The following is a 17,646-nucleotide window of genomic DNA, read 5'->3' as shown; positions in this document are numbered from 1 at the left end:
TATATTTGTGCTCTAAAATTACATAATCAATAAAATAATTAAAATTTTAAGTAGATGAAAGATATAATTGAGGGGTTCATGGACCTAGTTAAAGAACGTAATGGTCATGAACCTGAGTTTTTGCAAGCTGTTGAAGAAGTAGCAGAAACAGTAATACCTTATATTGTTCAACATGATATATATCATGGTAAGAATATTTTATTGCGTATGGTAGAGCCAGAACGGGCGATAACATTTAGGGTATGTTGGGTAGATGATTCTGGTGAGATTCAGGTAAATAGAGGTTACCGTGTTCAAATGAATTCTGCCATAGGTCCATACAAAGGAGGTTTGCGTTTTCATCCAACAGTTAATATGAGTATTTTAAAATTCCTGGCTTTTGAGCAGGTCTTTAAAAATAGTTTAACAACGTTACCAATGGGAGGAGGAAAAGGAGGAAGTGATTTTGACCCAAAAGGAAAGAGCGATAATGAAATTATGCGCTTTTGCCATTCGTTTATGAGTGAGTTGTTTAGACATATTGGGCACAATACCGATGTCCCTGCTGGAGATATAGGAGTGGGAGCCAGGGAAATTGGCTTTTTGTTTGGTATGTACAAAAAATTAAGGAATGAATTTACTGGTGTTTTAACAGGCAAAGGAATGTCGTGGGGAGGATCGTTAATTAGACCTGAGGCTACAGGTTATGGGACTGTTTATTTTGCTGAAAGTATGCTTAGCACTAAAAATGAGAGTTTAAAAGGTAAGCGTGTAGTCATCTCTGGATCAGGAAATGTGGCTCAATACGCAGCCGAGAAGGTGATTCAACTGGGAGGAAAAGTGTTAACGTTATCAGATTCTTCGGGATATGTTTATGACGCTGATGGCATTGATGCCGAAAAGTTAGCCTTCGTTATGCAGTTAAAGAATGTAAAAAGAGGTCGTATTAGTGAGTACGTGAAAGTATATCCTAATGCTGCTTTTGTTGAAGGTAAAACACCTTGGGATGTTACGTGCGATGTTGCATTGCCCTGTGCTACACAAAATGAATTGAACGAAGATGATGCCAATGCACTTTTAAGAAATGGATGCATGTGTGTGAGTGAAGGGGCTAATATGCCGTCTACCAAGGAAGCTATAACCGCTTTCCATAAAGCAAAGATATTATTTGCTCCAGGTAAGGCCTCAAATGCTGGAGGTGTAGCTACGTCTGGTTTGGAAATGACCCAAAACTCTTTACGTTTTAACTGGACTCGAAACGAAGTGGATATTAAGCTAAAAGAGATTATGGCTAATATTCACGATACGTGTATTGAATATGGTAAAGACGATGACGGCTATGTAGACTATGTAAAAGGAGCGAACATTGCAGGATTTGTTAAAGTAGCCGATGCTATGTTGGCACAAGGTATTGTATAAACCTTATTTTTAGTTTATTAATTAAGCTTCCTGAATTTTTGGGAAGCTTTTTTGTTTAAATTATATTATTATAAAGTAAAACTCGTTAGTTATAAATATATTTGAATATCCAAAAAAGCAAGTATGTTTAAAAGCTTTATTGTATTTATAACCTGCTTATTCTCTTTGTTTTCGTTTGCTCAAGATTATTCTTTACTTTGGCAAGGGTATTTCTCATATAATAATGTTAGGGATGTTGTTCGAGGGAAGGATAAGCTTTATGCTGCTTCCGAAAATGCTGTTTTCAGTTTAGATTTGGAAACTCAAGAGCTAACAGAACTTAGTACGGTTAATGGTTTGTCGGGTGAAACTATTTCAACAATTTACTATAGTGATCTTTATGAGTTGTTGCTTATAGGCTATGAAAATGGTTTGATTGAAATAGCTTTCGATAATGATGAAAACATTCTTACTGTGGTTGATATTATTGGTAAAGTGACCATTCCTCCAACCGAAAAACGAATAAACCATTTTAATGTTTTTGATAACCTTGTATATATAGCTACCGATTATGGGATTTCTGTTTACGATTTAGAGCGGCTAGAATTTGGAGATACTTACTTTATTGGTAGTGGGGGTGCACAGGTAAAAGTAAGTCAGACTACTATTTTTGGAGATTTTATTTATGCAGCATGCTTAGGGGGTAATGGATTAAAAAAGGCACAAGTGGCCAATACTAATTTAATCGACTACCAAAATTGGCAACAAGTAACTTTAGGTGATTTTTTAGCTGTAGAAAGTGTAGGTAACAACTTATACGCTATAAGAACCAACAGGCGTTTGTACACTGTGGTGAACGACGTGCTTACAGAGCAGTTTTTATATGCAGATACGCCTCTCGATATGCGATCTGTTGGTGCTAATCTGGTTGTGACCACTATGAATGATACGTTTATTTATGATGAAAGTTTCAATTTAGTAATTCAGGCGTCAGTTACCCCTGATTTTAACACAGCTTTTAATGTCGCTACTATCGATAACGAAATTGTTTATATTGGCACCAAAGATTTCGGGATCTTAAAAGCGGGATATGCGAGTCCGAATGTTTTTGAGGAAACCCATCCAGAAGGGCCATTATTAAATACTCCTTTCTCAATTAAAGCTATGGCCAATAGCCTTTGGGTAACATTTGGGGAGTATGATATTTATTATAACCCTTATCCAAATGGAGGGCCCCATAGGCGTGGCTTTAGTCATCTAAAAGAAGAAAAATGGATTAACGTTCGTTATAATGAGGTGTTAGAAGCTAGGTCTTTAAACACCATTTCTGTTAACCCTTTTAATAATGATCAGGTGTTTATAAGTTCTTTTTTCAGCGGTCTTTTGGAGGTTAATGAAGATGAACCAACTATTTTATTCAATCAAACCAACAGTGGCCTGGAATCCTTGATTGTACCATCAAACCCTAATTATGTGGATATTCGGGTAGGCGCTTCAATGTTTGATCTCAATGGTGTTTTGTGGACAACAACGAGTTTTGTTGAGAAACCGTTAAAATCATACAACCCATCAAATAATCAATGGAAATCTTATAGTTTTAATGAGATAGTTACCGAGGCATTTGATAATCGTTTTTCAGATATTGTCATTGGAAGCGATAATGCTAAATGGCTTGGTAGTTTTAATCATGGTCTTATTGGTGTTAATGATAATGGTAGTAATTATTCGTTAAAACATTTAAGTGGAGAAGAAGCTAATATGCCAACAGATTACGTAACCGCATTGGCAATTGATAAACGAAATCAGCTTTGGATAGGTACATTTAAAGGCTTACGTGTTTTATATAACACCTCCAACTTTTTTACTGATGATGATGTCCGAGCCGAAGAAATTGTTATTTTAGAAGATGGAATAGCAAAAGAATTATTGTTTCAGCAAATTGTTACCGATATTGAAGTGGACGGAGCTAACAATAAGTGGGTAGGTACAGCCGATTCAGGGTTGTTTTATTTTTCATCGGATGGGCAAAAAACAATATTTCATTTTACAAAAGACAACTCTCCTCTTCCTTCAAATATAATAAACGATGTGAGTTTAGACGAATCAAATGGTATTGTATATATAGCAACAAACAAGGGGTTGGTGTCGTTTCGTTCAGGAAGTTCCGGAGCACAGGAAGATTTACAAAGTGCTTATGCATATCCTAACCCTGTAAGGCCTGGTTTTAATATTGTGGAAGAGAAGGTAAAGATTAAGGACATTTCAGAAAATGTAAATATTAAGATTACAGATATAGAAGGCAATTTGGTTGCCGAAGCACAATCAAGAACTAACCAAAGGTATAGTGGATATAATCTTGAAATAGATGGCGGTACTGCCTATTGGAACGGAAAAAACCTTGCTAATAATATCGTAGCATCTGGGGTCTATTTGGTAATGCTTTCCGATTTGGATACCTACGAAACAAAGGTTTTAAAACTAATGGTAGTTAGATAATGTTAATCGATACCCATGCCATTGTACTTTCAAAAACTAAATATCGAGATCATGACCTCATTGTTAGGTGCTATACTAAAGAGTTAGGGGTTGTTGGTTTTTTGTTAAAAGGAGTTTTTAATAGTAAAAGAGGAAAGGCTAAAGCGGCCTATTTCCAACTGCTTTCCCAATTGCAATTAGTTGTTGTTTATAAGGCAAATCGTTCTTTGCAGATTATAAAAGAAATTAGGTTGGCTAACATGTATACTAGTTTGCACTCCAACGTATTAAAGAGCAGTATTGTTATGTTTTTAGCTGAGGTTTTGACTACAACTATAAAAGAAGAAGAACCTAATGAATCGCTTTTTAGTTATATTGAAACGGCGCTACTTTGGTTAGATGTGCATACTAATTATGCTAATTTTCATTTGTTGTTTTTACTTAAATTAACACGATATCTTGGGTTCTACCCAGATGAGGCAGATGATGGTAATAACTACTTTAATTTGCGAGAGGGTAAATTTGAGAGCAAAGCCCATGATATATATGCTATTTCGGGGGATAATTTATTGCTTTTAAAAACGCTGTTAGGCACGACATTTGATGAGTTATCTGGAGTAAAAATCAATTCAAAACAAAGACAGGCATTTTTACATATGATTTTGAGTTATTTTGAATTACATTTGGGTGGTTTTAAACCGCCTAAATCATTACAGATATTTAATCAAGTTTTTAATTAAGGCATGAAGTTTTTTTATATAGGGTTCTTTTTTTTATTTGTTTCCGCGACATTGTATGCTCAACAAATAAGAGTATTAAACAAAATTACGGAAGAACCTGTTTTTGGAGTAGCAATATTCAATGTGGATAAGACAAAGAGTGTTTTTACCAACTTTAGGGGAGAGGTGATATTAGATGGGTTTACAGATTCCGAAATTATTTATTTTCAGCATTTATCCCATATTTTAAAGAAACTTACTAAGCCACAAATAGATAAATCTAATATAGTATATCTTGATGTAAACACACAGGGCTTGGATGAAGTTGTTGTTTCAGCTTCTAAGTTCGGTCAGAGTAAAAAAGATATCCCGCAGCGTATAATTAATTTAAATGCAGAAAATGTAACTTTTTCAAATCCACAAACAAGTGCAGATTTGTTGGAAACGACAGGTCAGGTTTATATACAGAAAAGTCAATTAGGAGGAGGAAGCCCAATGATTAGAGGGTTCTCAACTAACAGGCTTTTAATTACAGTGGATGGTGTTAGGATGAATAATGCCATTTTTAGAGGTGGCAATTTACAAAACGTTATAGCTATTGATCCATTTTCAATTGAAAGCACCGAGGTTACACTGGGGTCTGGATCTGTAATTTATGGAAGTGATGCAATTGGTGGTGTGATGAGCTTTTATACACAAACACCTAGATTATCTTATACAGATTCACTTTACTTTAAAGCCAATACCATTGTAAGATATTCAACAGCTAATGACGAAAAAACAGGGCATTTCGATTTTAATATAGGGCTTAAAAAATGGGCCTTTGTTGCCAATGTAAGCTATACGGATTTTAATGACTTAAGAATGGGTAAGCACGGGCCAGATGAATACTTACGACCTGAATTTGTTATTACTAATAATGGAACAGATGTTGTAATTCAAAATAACAACCCTTTAGTTCAAAGACAATCAGGATATAGCCAGTTAAATACAATGCAAAAAGTACGGTATGAGCCGTATGAAAATTTGACTTTCGATTTAGGTCTTTATTATACTACGAGTTCTGATGTACCAAGATACGATCGATTAATTCGTTACAAGAACGGTAACTTGCGTTCGGCAGAATGGAATTATGGACCACAGCAATGGTTTATGACCAATTTTGAGGTGACCAAACTAAGTAGTTCGACGCATTTTTATGATAAAGTTAAAGCATCTGTAGCATATCAAAATTTTAAGGAAAGTAGAAAAGATAGAGATTTTCAGTCCGATATAAGAAATATTCGTAAGGAGTCTATTAATGCGTATTCTTTTAATATGGACTTTGAGAAAACTTTAAGTTCTAAAACTCGTTTCTTTTATGGACTGGAATATATTTATAATAAAGTCATGTCTCATGGAGAAGAAGAAAACATAGCTAATAATACCTTGTTTCCAACTGTGTCTAGATATCCTAATGGAGCTACTTGGGAATCGGCGGCAGTATATTCAAGTATTAAATACAAACCTAATGATAAGTTTGTTTTTCAGTCAGGTTTACGCTTTAACCATGTGGCCTCTAGAGCAAGTTTCGAAGAAAATAACGTGTATTTAAATTTACCGTTCGATTCTGCAAAAAATAAATCGGGAGCCTTAACCGGAACCGCTGGAATTAGCTGGTCTCCTAATACAATTATACAGTGGAAGTTAAACGCATCGTCTGCCTTTAGAGCGCCTAACATAGATGATATAGGCAAAGTATTCGATTCGGAACCTGGATCTGTGGTCGTTCCCAATAATAATTTGAAACCAGAACACGCTTATGGTGGTGAGTTAGGGGTAAAATTAGACTTTAATGATAAGGTTGTATTGGATATGAGTACATATTATACCTATTTAAATAATGCATTGGTTCGTAGGGACTTTGCTGTAAATGGAGAAACCGAAATCGTTTACGATGGCGAGCTAAGTAGGGTACAGGCCATACAGAATGCTTCAAAAGCTTGGATCTATGGTTTTGAAGTTGGATTAAAAATGATGTTAACGAATCATTTAAAATTAACGTCTCAGTATAGTGTCATTGGAGGCACAGAAGAGAATGATGGTATAGAAGTACCAGTGCGTCACGTAGCTCCTAGTTTTGGGAATTCACATCTTGTATGGACCGATAAAAGCTGGAAATTGGATGTGTTTGCCAATTATAATAATGAATTATCTTTTCAACAGCTAGCACCTTCCGAACAAGGAAAGGACTATATTTATGCCTTAGATGAAAATGGGAATCCGTATGCGCCATCTTGGTATACGTTTAACGCAAGGGTACAATACCAAATAAGCAATTCCACAACAATAACAGCAAGCATGGAGAATATTACAGATCAACGTTATAAAACCTATTCTTCAGGGATTGCAGCAGCTGGACGCAATTTTATTTTGTCATTGAAGTATTGTATATAATGAAGAGGGTGTTTTAAAATTAAGAAATACGCATTCGTAAACTTTTTAGTGCCATACTATTTTTTTAGTAATAATATTGCCGTCTGAACATTCAATTTTAACAATGTAAATTGTCTTTTTGTTTAATTGAAAGCGATCTGCTTTAAAAGCTATAGGAGTTTTTAAATAGCATAATTGGCGTCCGTGAAGATCGAAAATCTGTATCGATTTTATTGTGATTGATTTAGGCATGTTAAAGTGAAATGGATTGTTTGCTAATGTTAATGCCTTAATTACGGTTTCTCCGTTATAGACTAAGTTGTCTTTTTTAGGTTTGGATTTAAATACTATTTCAAAGCGTTTATTATATACTCCTTTTTCAGATGTAAATGAATAGTCGGACTCAGATAGGTTATGCAGTTTGTCAAGCAGCTTATCCTTTAAATAAATGCTATGATTTTGTAAAAAACTACCCTTCAATTTTGGAATGGATAATTTGTAAAGTGTAGTTGTGTTAATATTCGTGCTAAATCCTAAGGTGATAATTTCATTTTTGTTTAAACTCTTGGGGGCTTTTCCTTGTATGGCAAAGCTTTTATTGGTGTTATTAATGATAGTATATAATGTGGCAGTAGATGCATTAGAAGAGGATTTAGGAGCATCGTAAAAAGAACCGTCATCAAAGTCGGATGCGCCATTTAAATAGCTTACCAATGTTTGGCTGAAAATACCATTGTTAGATGTTAGATTAATCCATAGCTTATTCGATTTGTCCTTAAATTCTATATTTGAAGCCTTAAAGAATTGGTCATTACCACTTCCATTTGCAATTCGCATGGCATTGTTAAAGTTAATTTCTCCTTCTTTAATAGCTCCATTTGAATTAATTACTGTTCCTGAGTTTGAATAACTAATAAAGAAACTTTGACAGGAAGGTATGGAGCGATTGGGAGTAACGCCATCGCCCCCAGCCGTTTCTCCACTGCCATTTATAACGGCGTAGTCAGAATTGGAAAAGTTGTAGGCTTGATTGCCATTATTTGTTGAAGAAGGCACTGTATTATGAGACCAAAGGTAGATAGCGCCATCAATGCTGCTGTTTGCAGCTAAAAATGAATCAATATGAATGGCTGACGGGTAAGGGTTTCCAACCAAATTCCAATTAGTATCATTTAATTCTGAGTCATTTCTATAAATGGAAACCGATATGTTGCCATTGTTAAAGGGGCCTGTAAATTTATATTCAAATTGGTGTGGTGGAGAACCCATTTCTGCATAAAAAAGTGTTTTAGAATGTGAGCTAATATAACCAACACCTGGTGTCATAGTAGTTGAATTGGTTGCTATTTGCCAATCATCTCCATTGTCATCAATATCGTCTTGCCCAATGTTAGCAGAGTTATCATTATTAGTTTCCATGGTAGCGTCTAAATAGTTCTGGGCATTATAATAAAAGCGCCTGTTGGGTTGAGAATCACTTAGTGCCGAGCCTATGGTTGTCCCAGATACTGGAGAGCTCCAATAGGTGTATTCATACCAAGCATTTGTAAGAGCAGTTTCTTTTTCTACCTCAATTAAACCAGTAGCTGTAACGATTCCATCGTTGCTGTTTTGTACAACAGCTCCTTGTGATTTTACAATTATGTTACCTTCTGCATTAATATCGTTTTCAACTTCTATATAGGTAGAGTTGCCGATTGTAAGTGTAGACCCGGAGTTAATCTTTAGATTGCAAGCACTAAGATTACCATTGTCAGAGGTATTATAATCCCCATCAATTATAGCCGTAGTAGAAATATCAGGTAAACCATTGTCCCATGATGAACCGTTCCAGATGGTTGTGAAAGAGGGAGAAACAACACCGTTAAAAGTGAAATCATTTATGCTGAATGTACCATTACCGCTAGTAGCACCCCATGCATATATTCTAAAAGTTATGGAAGAGCTTATGTTTTGGTACTCTGACCCTGATAAATCTATTGTAGATATTGTTTCGGACAATCCTGTTGTAGGGGCTCCAATACTTGAGGTGTAATCATCTATACTGCTTCTAACCTCAATGGAAGAAGGACCCAAGAGTGAGGTTTGACTACTAAAAGCAAAGCTTGCTAAATCTATTTCATAACAGGCATTGGGAGAAATAGTAATATAGAAATAATCGATTGAGTTAAATAGGAGCCCCCAGCTTCTTGCATTGTATCTATTGTTTGTTGTTACCCCAGGAGGATTCAACCCAGATCCGCGACCGATACCAGATCCAGTAATATTAAGATCTGTAACTTCTCCGTTAGTATATGGATTGTCGCTACTTGGATTAGTTCCAGCTATAGGGTTCGAGTATATACTCTGCCCATTAAGAGCTGATATGGAGAATAGTATTAATAATATTATAAAAATTAGTTTATTCATATTGTAGGATAAATATATTAAAAATAACACGAATAAACTTACATGTTGTTTTATTTAATTGTAAGTCAGTATATTGTTTAAAGATTGTATTTTCTTAATTTGTTTATATTTTTGACTTATGCAGCATAGAAAGATATATACATTGGAAGAGGCCATAAAAAAAATGGAACATTATTGTGCTTATCAGGAACGTTGTCATAAAGAAGTTAGGCAAAAACTAACTGGTATGAGAATGATCCCAGAGGCGATCGATCATATTGTTGTTCACTTAATAGAGCAGAACTTTTTAAATGAAGAGCGTTATGCCAAAGCTTATGTACAGGGCAAGTTTCAGATAAAAAAGTGGGGAAAACAACGCTTAATTTTAGAATTGAAACATAAGGATATTTCAAAGCGTAATATTGATATAGCCATTGGGGAATTGGATGAAGAAACTTATTTAACTACATTTAACAATTTGGCGAAAAGGCGTGTTTTGAGTATTAAAGAGGCAAATGTTTTGAAAAAAAAGAAAAAACTAGCAGATTACTTATTGTATCGTGGCTGGGAGTCGTATTTGGTTTACGATAAAGTTGCTGAGTTGGTTAAATAATGCGTCTGCAATTTAAATTAATGAGTATATGGAAAATTCACAGACAAGAAGGCAGTTTTTATCGGCAGTATCCATGCTTGCCGCTGGAACAATGGTTGAAGCATCATCATTGCATTTTCCTTTTTTAGGAAGAAAATTAAAAGTGGTATTGGTAGGGACTGGTGTTAGGGGAACTAGCTTTTGGGGGAAACGATTGGTTGAGGTGTATCCAGAAATTATAGAGTTTGTAGGATTATGCGATATAAACCCGGGAAGAGTTGCATATGCCAAAAAATATATGGGGGTGGGTTGTGGAACCTATACCAATTTTGATAAAATGGTAATAGAAAATAAACCAGATTTGGTTATTGTTACTACAACCGATGCTACGCACCATGAGTATATTGTAAGGGCATTGCAACTAGGGTGCGATGTATTGACCGAAAAGCCGTTGACTATAGACGAGCATAAGTGCCAACAAATCATTGATGCAGAACGAAAATATAATAATAAGGTCGTTGTTGGTTTCAATTATCGGTGGAGTCCTTATAGTACTAAGATCAAAGAGCTGTTACAAAATAATGAAATAGGTAAGGTGACCTCAGTAGATTTCCATTGGTATTTGAATACCTATCACGGGGCTTCCTATTTTAGGAGATGGCATGGTCTGCGTCAAACCGGGGGAACTTTATTGGTGCATAAAGCAACACATCATTTCGATTTGTTGAATTGGTGGCTCGATTCAGATCCCAAAGAAGTCTTTGCGTATGGTGATCTGGAGCACTATGGCAGTGTTAACGCCTTTAGAGGTAACAACTGCAGGGATTGTGAGTATGCTAAAAAATGTGACTATTATTGGGACATAACTAAAAGTGAAAGGGATATGGACCTTTATGTCAATAATGAGAAGCACGATGGTTATATTAGGGATAACTGTCTTTTTAGAAAAGATATTAATATTTATGATAAAATGTCTGCTCAAGTCAAATATGCCAACAATACGGTGGTAAACTATTCGTTAACCACTTATTCTCCTTTTGAAGGTTGGCGTATAGCTTTTAATGGCACAGAAGGGCGTATTGAGGCTTGGTTGGATATTCCGTATCATAAAAAAGAAGCACTTACACAAGAGGCACTTCATGCACTAGAAATGCGTCAAGGAGGCAAAGAAGTAACTAAGTACGAACCTGTAATAGTGCATAAACTATGGAATGACCATAGCACTATACAAGTGCCATATGAGAGAGGTGGCCATGGTGGTGGAGATAAACGATTACATGATAAGGTGTTTGTTAATCCAGGTACCAAAGACCCTTTTGACAGGGCTGCAGGTGTTCGTGATGGTGCTATGTCTGTCCTTATTGGTGTGGCAGCCAGAAAGAGTATAGAAAGTGGAGATCCAGTCAGGATTTCTGAGTTAACCGATTTGGAACCTAGAGCGAAAAGGTTGTTGTAATATAATATTGGGATTATGGTATCCTTTGCGCTGTAATCTAATCTCCGAGAGGACTTAAACTCCAGACTTTAGAATCTATAAATTAAAAGCCGCACCAAGATTAATCGTAAACTGATTATGTAATTTTTGGGCTGGTGTTAAGGTATCTGTTTTATACTTGGCAAAAGGCGTGTTTAATTCGGTGTAGATTCCAAAACCATCAGTAAAAAAGTAACGCATTCCTAAGTGTCCGCCAAAGTTTTTAAGGCTTATATTTAATCCGGGGTAAATATCAAAGTTTTCATCAATATTAACAACATTACCCAAATTGGCATTAAAACGTGCTTTAATATCAAAACGATCGGTAAAATCGGCATCTAAATCTTCGTCTATACTAAGCGCATAGGTAGTTGAGAATCCTACGGACATATTTTCTCCCAAACCAAAATCGTAGCTGGCATTAATTCCTGAAGCAGTATTTTGAAAATTAGCACCTACCTGAAATTTGTTGTCGCCACTTCCTATAAAAACTTGGGCATTAACGAATGATACAATTAATAAGGAAATAATTAAGATTGTCTTTTTCACGTATTTTTATTTTTAAAAGTTTAAGTTTTATTTGAAAGTCTTATGCGCTCTAATGATAGCCTGTTCGTTTTTCCAATCTATCCATTTCTGACCTTTTAAGCGGCGCATCGCATTATCATAATTTCTCATAATAACAATGTTGTAAATAGCCATAGCAAAACGTTTTGGATTTCTGGAAATGGCGCGTAAGCTCATGGAAAAACCTGGCGTTATGTAGCGCATATAATGCCAATACCCTTCGGGCATGTAAAGTATTTCTCCGTGGTTTAGTTCTGCTTTATATCCTTTTGCTTTTGCTAATAAAGGCCATTTTTTAAAATCAGGATTATTAAAATCGATATCTTCTCGTGTAATTAACGAGTGCGGTATCTTGTATAAATAATCGTTTTGATCCTGGTCAAAAAGAATACATGATTTCTTCCCCTCAAAATGAAAATGAAAAATATTTGCCAGATCGATGTCGTAATGCATAAATGTATGCGAATCGCGTCCTCCAAAAAACAACATGGGAAGTCCTTTCATGAGTTTAAGGCCAAAATCTGGAAAGGAAAAGTCCTTTTGAAGTTGCGGAACTTCTTTAAGAATGTTCCAAAGGAAAATGCGGTATTTAGTAGGTTCGCTCTTTAACAAGTCTATGTAATTGGCCATTTTCATTTTGGAATGGGGCTCATTAAAACCATCCCTGTAATCTACAGGTCTATCGTCGTAAAGTGGCACAATCTTTTCTCCCGCAATGGCTTTCATGTAGTCTAAGTTCCATTTCGAAAAAGCAGGCCAGTCTTCAATAAAACGCTCAATAACCACTGGTTTTTGCGGTTTAAAGTAGTGCTTTATAAAGTCCTCTTTGGTAATGGTTTTTACGCGAGGTACATCTTGTAAGTTTAGAGGCAATATCGATAAATTTAGTTAACCAAAGTTAAGAAAACGTTATGTAATTTAAAATAGTGTTTTACCGTTAACTTATTTTCAGAATATACCTAAATAGTTGAGTTTTTAGGATGTAAACTATTTTAGCGTTTTCGCTTTTTCTTTAGCAAGTTCATTACGCTCAATGGTATGATCTGGACGTGTCCATTTAGGTTTTTCACCTAGAGCTTGGTATTGTGAATCGTTAGCCTCTACTGTTTGTGGCTGCACTTTCTTTGTAAAAGGTTTTTGCGGATTTAAACCTAATAATTCAAACATTTTCATGTCTTCGTTCACATCAGGATTAGGTGTTGTTAACAATTTGTCTCCTGCAAAGATGGAATTAGCACCAGCAAAAAAGCACATCGCCTGTCCCTCACGGGTCATTTGGGTGCGTCCAGCACTCAATCTTACCTGCGTTTCTGGCATAACAATACGTGTAGTAGCTACCATGCGTACCATGTCCCAAATAGATACCGGTTTTTGGTCTTCTAAAGGTGTTCCTTCTACTGCAACTAAAGCGTTAATAGGTACCGATTCCGGTTGTGGGTTTAATGTCGACAAAGCAACTAACATGCCTGCACGGTCTTCTGTTTTTTCTCCCATACCAATAATGCCGCCACTACAAACCGTTACATTTGTTTTGCGTACATTGTCGATAGTGTCTAAACGATCCTGATACCCTCGGGTTGAGATCACTTCTTTATAATATTCTTCCGAGGAGTCTAAATTATGATTATAAGCATACAGTCCGGCCTCAGCAAGGCGTTTGGCCTGGTTCTCTGTAAGCATGCCCAAGGTACAACATACTTCCATATCCAATTTGTTAATGGAGCGTACCATTTCGAGTACTTGGTCAAACTCTTCACCATCCTTTACATTTCGCCAAGCCGCTCCCATACATACACGAGAACTTCCACTTTCTTTAGCGCGTAGAGCCTGAGCTTTTACTTGTTGTACAGACATGAGGTCGTTACCTTCAATATTGGTATGGTAACGTGCTGCTTGCGGACAATACCCACAGTCTTCCGAACAACCACCAGTTTTAATGGATAACAAAGTACTTACTTGAACCACATTAGGGTCGTGGTGTAACCTGTGTACCGTTGCGGCTTCGTAAAGCAATTCCATAAACGGCTTGTTATATATCTCCAGAATTTCTTCTTTAGTCCAGTTGTGTCTTGTCGCGCTCATGCTCCGATGATTTTTTAGCAAAAATAAGTATTATGCCCAATAAACGTGTAGCGTTGCCTTATAAATTTAACTTTAAAAGTTAGTTTTATACCATGATATGTAATATCCATAACATTGTTTTTTTAATGGTTTAAAGTGATTGTAGGTTTGATGTGTGAAAATTTAAATCATATATTATGAAACAATTACTATTACATGTTTTTCTTTTAATCTTATTGGCCATTAATGCTACAGCCCAAGAAAGCATAACTGCTATTAAAGGGAAAGTACATTTTTGGCCAACAGACACAATCTACTTACAAACAATGCCTTTCCATTCGCCACATTTAAGTGAATTAAAGCATCAAATAGTTTCTAAAGACAGTACATTTAGTTTTGAGTTTAAAAATATAGACAAGCCTTTTGTTGTCCAATTGTTTATGAGTGAGCAAAATGCCAAACTAAATAAAGAACACTTACTCTATAATAATTTAACAGATCAATATTTTTATAATCAATGTGAAAAATTTTATACTTACGGAACTACAACCTTTTTGTTAGAACCCAACAGAACACTAAACATAGAATTGGAAAGAAATTGGAGTATCTCTAAATTAACTCCACAGATGGCTAAAAAGTACAGAGAAACAGGGGTTGAAGTTTCTAAAGATAACACATTAGAAGCCACTCAAAAAACAAGTATTAGTTTTTTAGGAGAGAATACATTTCAAAATGAGTATTTTCAAAAATCTTTTTCATTAGATAACAAGATAGACAACAGATTAGATATTTATAAAACTTTGCCTATAGATAAAGCTATTATTAGTCTTAAAAAAATAAGAAGAAATTTTTTAGATGAGTTAGAAAAAAATAAAAATAAGCTCTCTCCTACATTTTACAATTATATCTATGCCGAAATTGAATTTAGCATAAAAAAAGAGTTTTTGAGATTTTTGATGCTAACAAAAGAAAAAGAGATGAATGTTTTTTATACAAATGAAATTCCTCAAGAAATAATGGACATCATTGAGTTTGATAATGAAAACATCAATATTGAAACATTAATAAGTGAATCTTACAATAAATTTTTACCTCTTTACTTAAATTTTAAATTGAATATTAAGAATAAATCTTACCAAAGGTATTATGAATATGATATAAATAAAATTAGAACTGCCATAAAAAACTTTCCTGAAAAATCCGTCTACTATTTTATTACAAATTATTTATTGCAGCCTCAAACCAATAGAAAAGAAATGATAAAAACTATTAAAAATGAAGAAGCTGTTGAAGAATTGATTTTAAAAACTATATTGAAATATCCAAATGGTGAATTGAATGATAAACTCATAGAAAAATACAACTTATAATTTTAAAAAAGATGATTAAAGACCTAGTAAAAATCATTGGAATTATTAGCTTTTTTACTGCTATTGGATATGCACTTACCTATCCCTATGAGGTGAAATTTAATGGCACTGATGATATTGTATTAATTGAAGATTATTCTAATTATAATTCACTTGATCAAATTATCAACCATCCCAAACTACAAAACAGCATTTTATACATAACTGTTTGGGAACCTTTAAAAAATGTACCTGTTTGGTTTGGGCGCAAAGACTATGAAAAGAGAATTGAGGAATTAACCCTAAAATTAGCCGAAAAAAACGAAAAGGATCTTCAGCAGCGAAAAAAGGATTCCGCTCAGCTAAACCATCTTACAAATGGAAAGACTACTTTAGTAAAAGACATAATCAAATTTGAAAATTACGTGTCCGGATTAAATAGTTTGTATGACAATTATAATGACAAAAATGTAAAAATTGTATTTGTAGATTATCCTAACACCGATTCTAACAGAAAGGCAGATGATATAAGAAAGTGGAAAAAAACCATACAACAATATCAAATTAAAGGCTATCATTTTTTAGCTTCCCCAAAATTAATAACTGACATTAGAGAACATATAAAAGCCAAAGATGCTAAACTGTTTTTTCCATACCGAATACTCGTAAATACTGGTGAGCAGTATATAAATTATAACGCCCCTGCTGTTATTCTAGAACAAGAAACATTGTACAAGAATTTAGATATCCTTCTAAACAAAGAAAATTATGATGACACTTTATCAAGATAATACCAAAAAAATAACGTGGAATATTACTTTTTTAGTAGTTTTTGCTTGCACTATTGTTTTCGCAACACCTGATTTCCCTGTTTTCTACACGACTATTTCTAGGAAAATCAGTTACTTAATTTTGGCTGCTGCTACGGTATTTTTTATTCACTCTATCGTTTTGTTGCCTAAATACTTTAATAAACAAATCACCACATATAGGTTTTGGTGTATAGGATGTTTGCTTGCTTTTATAATTTTTGAAATATTTAATTTTAAAGACGAACTTGCCAGAGATTATGTTCGTTACAGCCAAAACATGATTGTTTTTTTGGTTATAATAATTGTACCAATCATTGTATTAGTTTTTACAAACTACTTATATACTGCCCTTTTTTTAGATAAAAAAGGCAAACTAAATTTCTTGGAGTTTTTTGTAAACTTTATAGTTGTTGGATTTTTATTGGTTTTTATAATTTCTGAAGGGCAGCCGCAGGCAGCTTTGGTTTTTTTAATTGTAATTGCTGTTTTTTATTTTCATGCTTTTTATGCTGTGTCATTGCTTACAAAATATGATAAGCAAAAGTATTATGGGACATTACTATTGTTATCAGTATTTTATTTGGTTTCCGTTTACGCTTGCCTTAATCATCCTTTACACTTTAACACTAGTGAAGATATTGTACAGTTCTTGTTTTTTTTAGCAGGTAGTTTATTGCTTATTCTTTTCTTATCGTTCATCTACGGCTACTTCCGAATAAAAATCATATCCAAAGAAAAACTCTTCGCTTTAAAACTCGGCGCCAAAGATTCTGAACTTCAACTCCTAAAATCGCAGGTTAACCCTCATTTTTTGTTTAACACTTTAAATACCTTGTACGCCACAGCGCTTGAGGAAAAGGCAGATAGAACTGCCGAGAGTACTGCTAAATTAGCGAGTCTTATCCGCTATATGCAGGAAGATATAAACAAAGATTTTATTCCGTTGGATCATGAAATAAGCTATTTAAAAGATTATATTGCTATTCAAAAGTTGCGTTGTGCCGTAGAGCCGCAAATAGAGACCCAATTTACCAATATTGAACGGCATAGTATAAGTCCGGGGTTACTTATTCCCTTTGTGGAGAATGCTTTTAAGTATGGCATAGACCCATCGGCACCATCTTCTTTAAAAGTATCGGTTGTTTGTAATGGTAATACCATTAGTTTTGAATGTGTAAACAGTTATAATGAGGCTTTTAAAACCTACTATAAAGAGCAGGGGTTTGGCATTGGTATTGCAAATGCCAGGCAACGCCTAGAGTTGGTCTATCCCAAAAAGCATACTTTAGAAGTGCTTAAAGAGAATAATATATTTTCTGTGAGCATTAGTATTAAAACAAAATAATGTTTAACCAAAAATATAAACGTCATTACGAGGAGCGAAGCAACGAAGTAATCTGTTAGTTTTGAAACCCAT

13 protein-coding genes are annotated in these 17,646 nt (G+C 34.7%); 9 read left to right on the top strand and 4 right to left on the bottom strand.

The annotated features are described in order from the left end of the window. Positions 1–54 precede the first annotated feature (54 nt). The 4 genes from gdhA to ABD792_RS03675 all read left to right on the top strand — a co-directional run bounded on the left by gdhA (position 55) and on the right by ABD792_RS03675 (position 7,007). The gene (gene gdhA, locus ABD792_RS03690; RefSeq protein WP_345004449.1) at positions 55–1,398 is read left to right on the top strand and encodes an NADP-specific glutamate dehydrogenase; all 1,344 of its coding nucleotides are present in this window, start codon (positions 55–57) and stop codon (positions 1,396–1,398) included. Positions 1,399–1,521: 123 nt separating this feature from the next. Continuing rightward, a complete protein-coding gene (porZ, locus tag ABD792_RS03685; protein ID WP_345004448.1) occupies positions 1,522–3,873 on the top strand; it encodes a type IX secretion system anionic LPS delivery protein PorZ in 2,352 nt (783 codons plus the stop codon). Beyond that, a complete protein-coding gene (gene recO, locus ABD792_RS03680) occupies positions 3,873–4,592 on the top strand; it encodes a DNA repair protein RecO (protein ID WP_345004447.1) in 720 nt (239 codons plus the stop codon). The genes porZ and recO overlap by 1 nt, the downstream gene beginning before the upstream one ends. Positions 4,593–4,595: 3 nt before the next feature. Further along, complete coding sequence (locus ABD792_RS03675) at positions 4,596–7,007, top strand: TonB-dependent receptor plug domain-containing protein (protein WP_345004446.1); 2,412 nt, start codon at positions 4,596–4,598, stop codon at positions 7,005–7,007. Positions 7,008–7,052: 45 nt separating this feature from the next. Here ABD792_RS03675 and ABD792_RS03670 read toward each other — a convergent pair whose 3' ends face one another. Then, entirely contained in the window at positions 7,053–9,395 is a 2,343-nt protein-coding gene (locus ABD792_RS03670) for a hypothetical protein (RefSeq protein WP_345004445.1), read from the bottom strand. 118 nt (positions 9,396–9,513) lie between these two features. On the opposite strand from ABD792_RS03670, the gene ABD792_RS03665 reads away from it, so the two are divergent. Both ABD792_RS03665 and ABD792_RS03660 read left to right on the top strand, forming a co-directional pair. After that, complete coding sequence (locus ABD792_RS03665) at positions 9,514–9,987, top strand: regulatory protein RecX (RefSeq protein ID WP_345004444.1); 474 nt, start codon at positions 9,514–9,516, stop codon at positions 9,985–9,987. A 28-nt stretch (positions 9,988–10,015) separates the two neighbouring features. Beyond that, positions 10,016–11,422, top strand: a complete 1,407-nt coding sequence (locus ABD792_RS03660; protein ID WP_345004443.1) for a Gfo/Idh/MocA family protein — start codon at positions 10,016–10,018, stop codon at positions 11,420–11,422. A 75-nt stretch (positions 11,423–11,497) separates the two neighbouring features. Here ABD792_RS03660 and ABD792_RS03655 read toward each other — a convergent pair whose 3' ends face one another. From ABD792_RS03655 to bioB, 3 genes are all read right to left on the bottom strand, one after another. Then, the gene (locus ABD792_RS03655) at positions 11,498–11,989 is read right to left on the bottom strand and encodes a DUF6646 family protein (protein ID WP_345004442.1); all 492 of its coding nucleotides are present in this window, start codon (positions 11,987–11,989) and stop codon (positions 11,498–11,500) included. Between the two features lie 27 nt (positions 11,990–12,016). Further along, positions 12,017–12,880: a cupin-like domain-containing protein gene (locus ABD792_RS03650; RefSeq protein ID WP_345004441.1), complete on the bottom strand. Its 864-nt coding sequence runs from the start codon at positions 12,878–12,880 to the stop codon at positions 12,017–12,019. A 114-nt stretch (positions 12,881–12,994) separates the two neighbouring features. Next, positions 12,995–14,089: a biotin synthase BioB gene (gene bioB / locus ABD792_RS03645; protein ID WP_345004440.1), complete on the bottom strand. Its 1,095-nt coding sequence runs from the start codon at positions 14,087–14,089 to the stop codon at positions 12,995–12,997. A gap of 176 nt (positions 14,090–14,265) precedes the next feature. Here bioB and ABD792_RS03640 point away from each other — a divergent pair, with 176 nt between their 5' ends. The 3 genes from ABD792_RS03640 to ABD792_RS03630 are packed head-to-tail and all read left to right on the top strand — an operon-like array spanning position 14,266 to position 17,574. Beyond that, on the top strand, positions 14,266–15,438 hold the full coding sequence (locus ABD792_RS03640; protein ID WP_345004439.1) for a hypothetical protein: 1,173 nt from the start codon (positions 14,266–14,268) through the stop codon (positions 15,436–15,438). 11 nt (positions 15,439–15,449) lie between these two features. Next, positions 15,450–16,208, top strand: coding sequence for a hypothetical protein (locus tag ABD792_RS03635; RefSeq protein ID WP_345004438.1), 759 nt, complete (start codon positions 15,450–15,452; stop codon positions 16,206–16,208). Then, positions 16,186–17,574 (top strand): sensor histidine kinase, encoded by a 1,389-nt coding sequence (locus ABD792_RS03630; protein ID WP_345004437.1) that lies wholly within the window; start codon positions 16,186–16,188, stop codon positions 17,572–17,574. The genes ABD792_RS03635 and ABD792_RS03630 overlap by 23 nt, the downstream gene beginning before the upstream one ends. The last annotated feature ends 72 nt before the right edge of the window (positions 17,575–17,646 follow it).

Source organism: Snuella lapsa (genome assembly GCF_039539345.1).
GTDB lineage: Bacteria > Bacteroidota > Bacteroidia > Flavobacteriales > Flavobacteriaceae > Snuella > Snuella lapsa.
This window is presented reverse-complemented; position numbering and strand designations above follow the sequence as displayed.

Excerpts from the sequence above, each read along its gene's own strand:
- ABD792_RS03670 (WP_345004445.1), bottom strand. The coding sequence starts at position 9,395 with ATGAATAAACTAATTTTTATAATATTATTAATACTATTCTCCATATCA.
- ABD792_RS03635 (WP_345004438.1), top strand. The coding sequence starts at position 15,450 with ATGATTAAAGACCTAGTAAAAATCATTGGAATTATTAGCTTTTTTACT.
- ABD792_RS03640 (WP_345004439.1), top strand. The coding sequence starts at position 14,266 with ATGAAACAATTACTATTACATGTTTTTCTTTTAATCTTATTGGCCATT.
- ABD792_RS03660 (WP_345004443.1), top strand. The coding sequence starts at position 10,016 with ATGGAAAATTCACAGACAAGAAGGCAGTTTTTATCGGCAGTATCCATG.
- gdhA (WP_345004449.1), top strand. The coding sequence starts at position 55 with ATGAAAGATATAATTGAGGGGTTCATGGACCTAGTTAAAGAACGTAAT.
- bioB (WP_345004440.1), bottom strand. The coding sequence starts at position 14,089 with ATGAGCGCGACAAGACACAACTGGACTAAAGAAGAAATTCTGGAGATA.
- recO (WP_345004447.1), top strand. The coding sequence starts at position 3,873 with ATGTTAATCGATACCCATGCCATTGTACTTTCAAAAACTAAATATCGA.
- ABD792_RS03675 (WP_345004446.1), top strand. The coding sequence starts at position 4,596 with ATGAAGTTTTTTTATATAGGGTTCTTTTTTTTATTTGTTTCCGCGACA.
- porZ (WP_345004448.1), top strand. The coding sequence starts at position 1,522 with ATGTTTAAAAGCTTTATTGTATTTATAACCTGCTTATTCTCTTTGTTT.
- ABD792_RS03665 (WP_345004444.1), top strand. The coding sequence starts at position 9,514 with ATGCAGCATAGAAAGATATATACATTGGAAGAGGCCATAAAAAAAATG.
- ABD792_RS03630 (WP_345004437.1), top strand. The coding sequence starts at position 16,186 with ATGATGACACTTTATCAAGATAATACCAAAAAAATAACGTGGAATATT.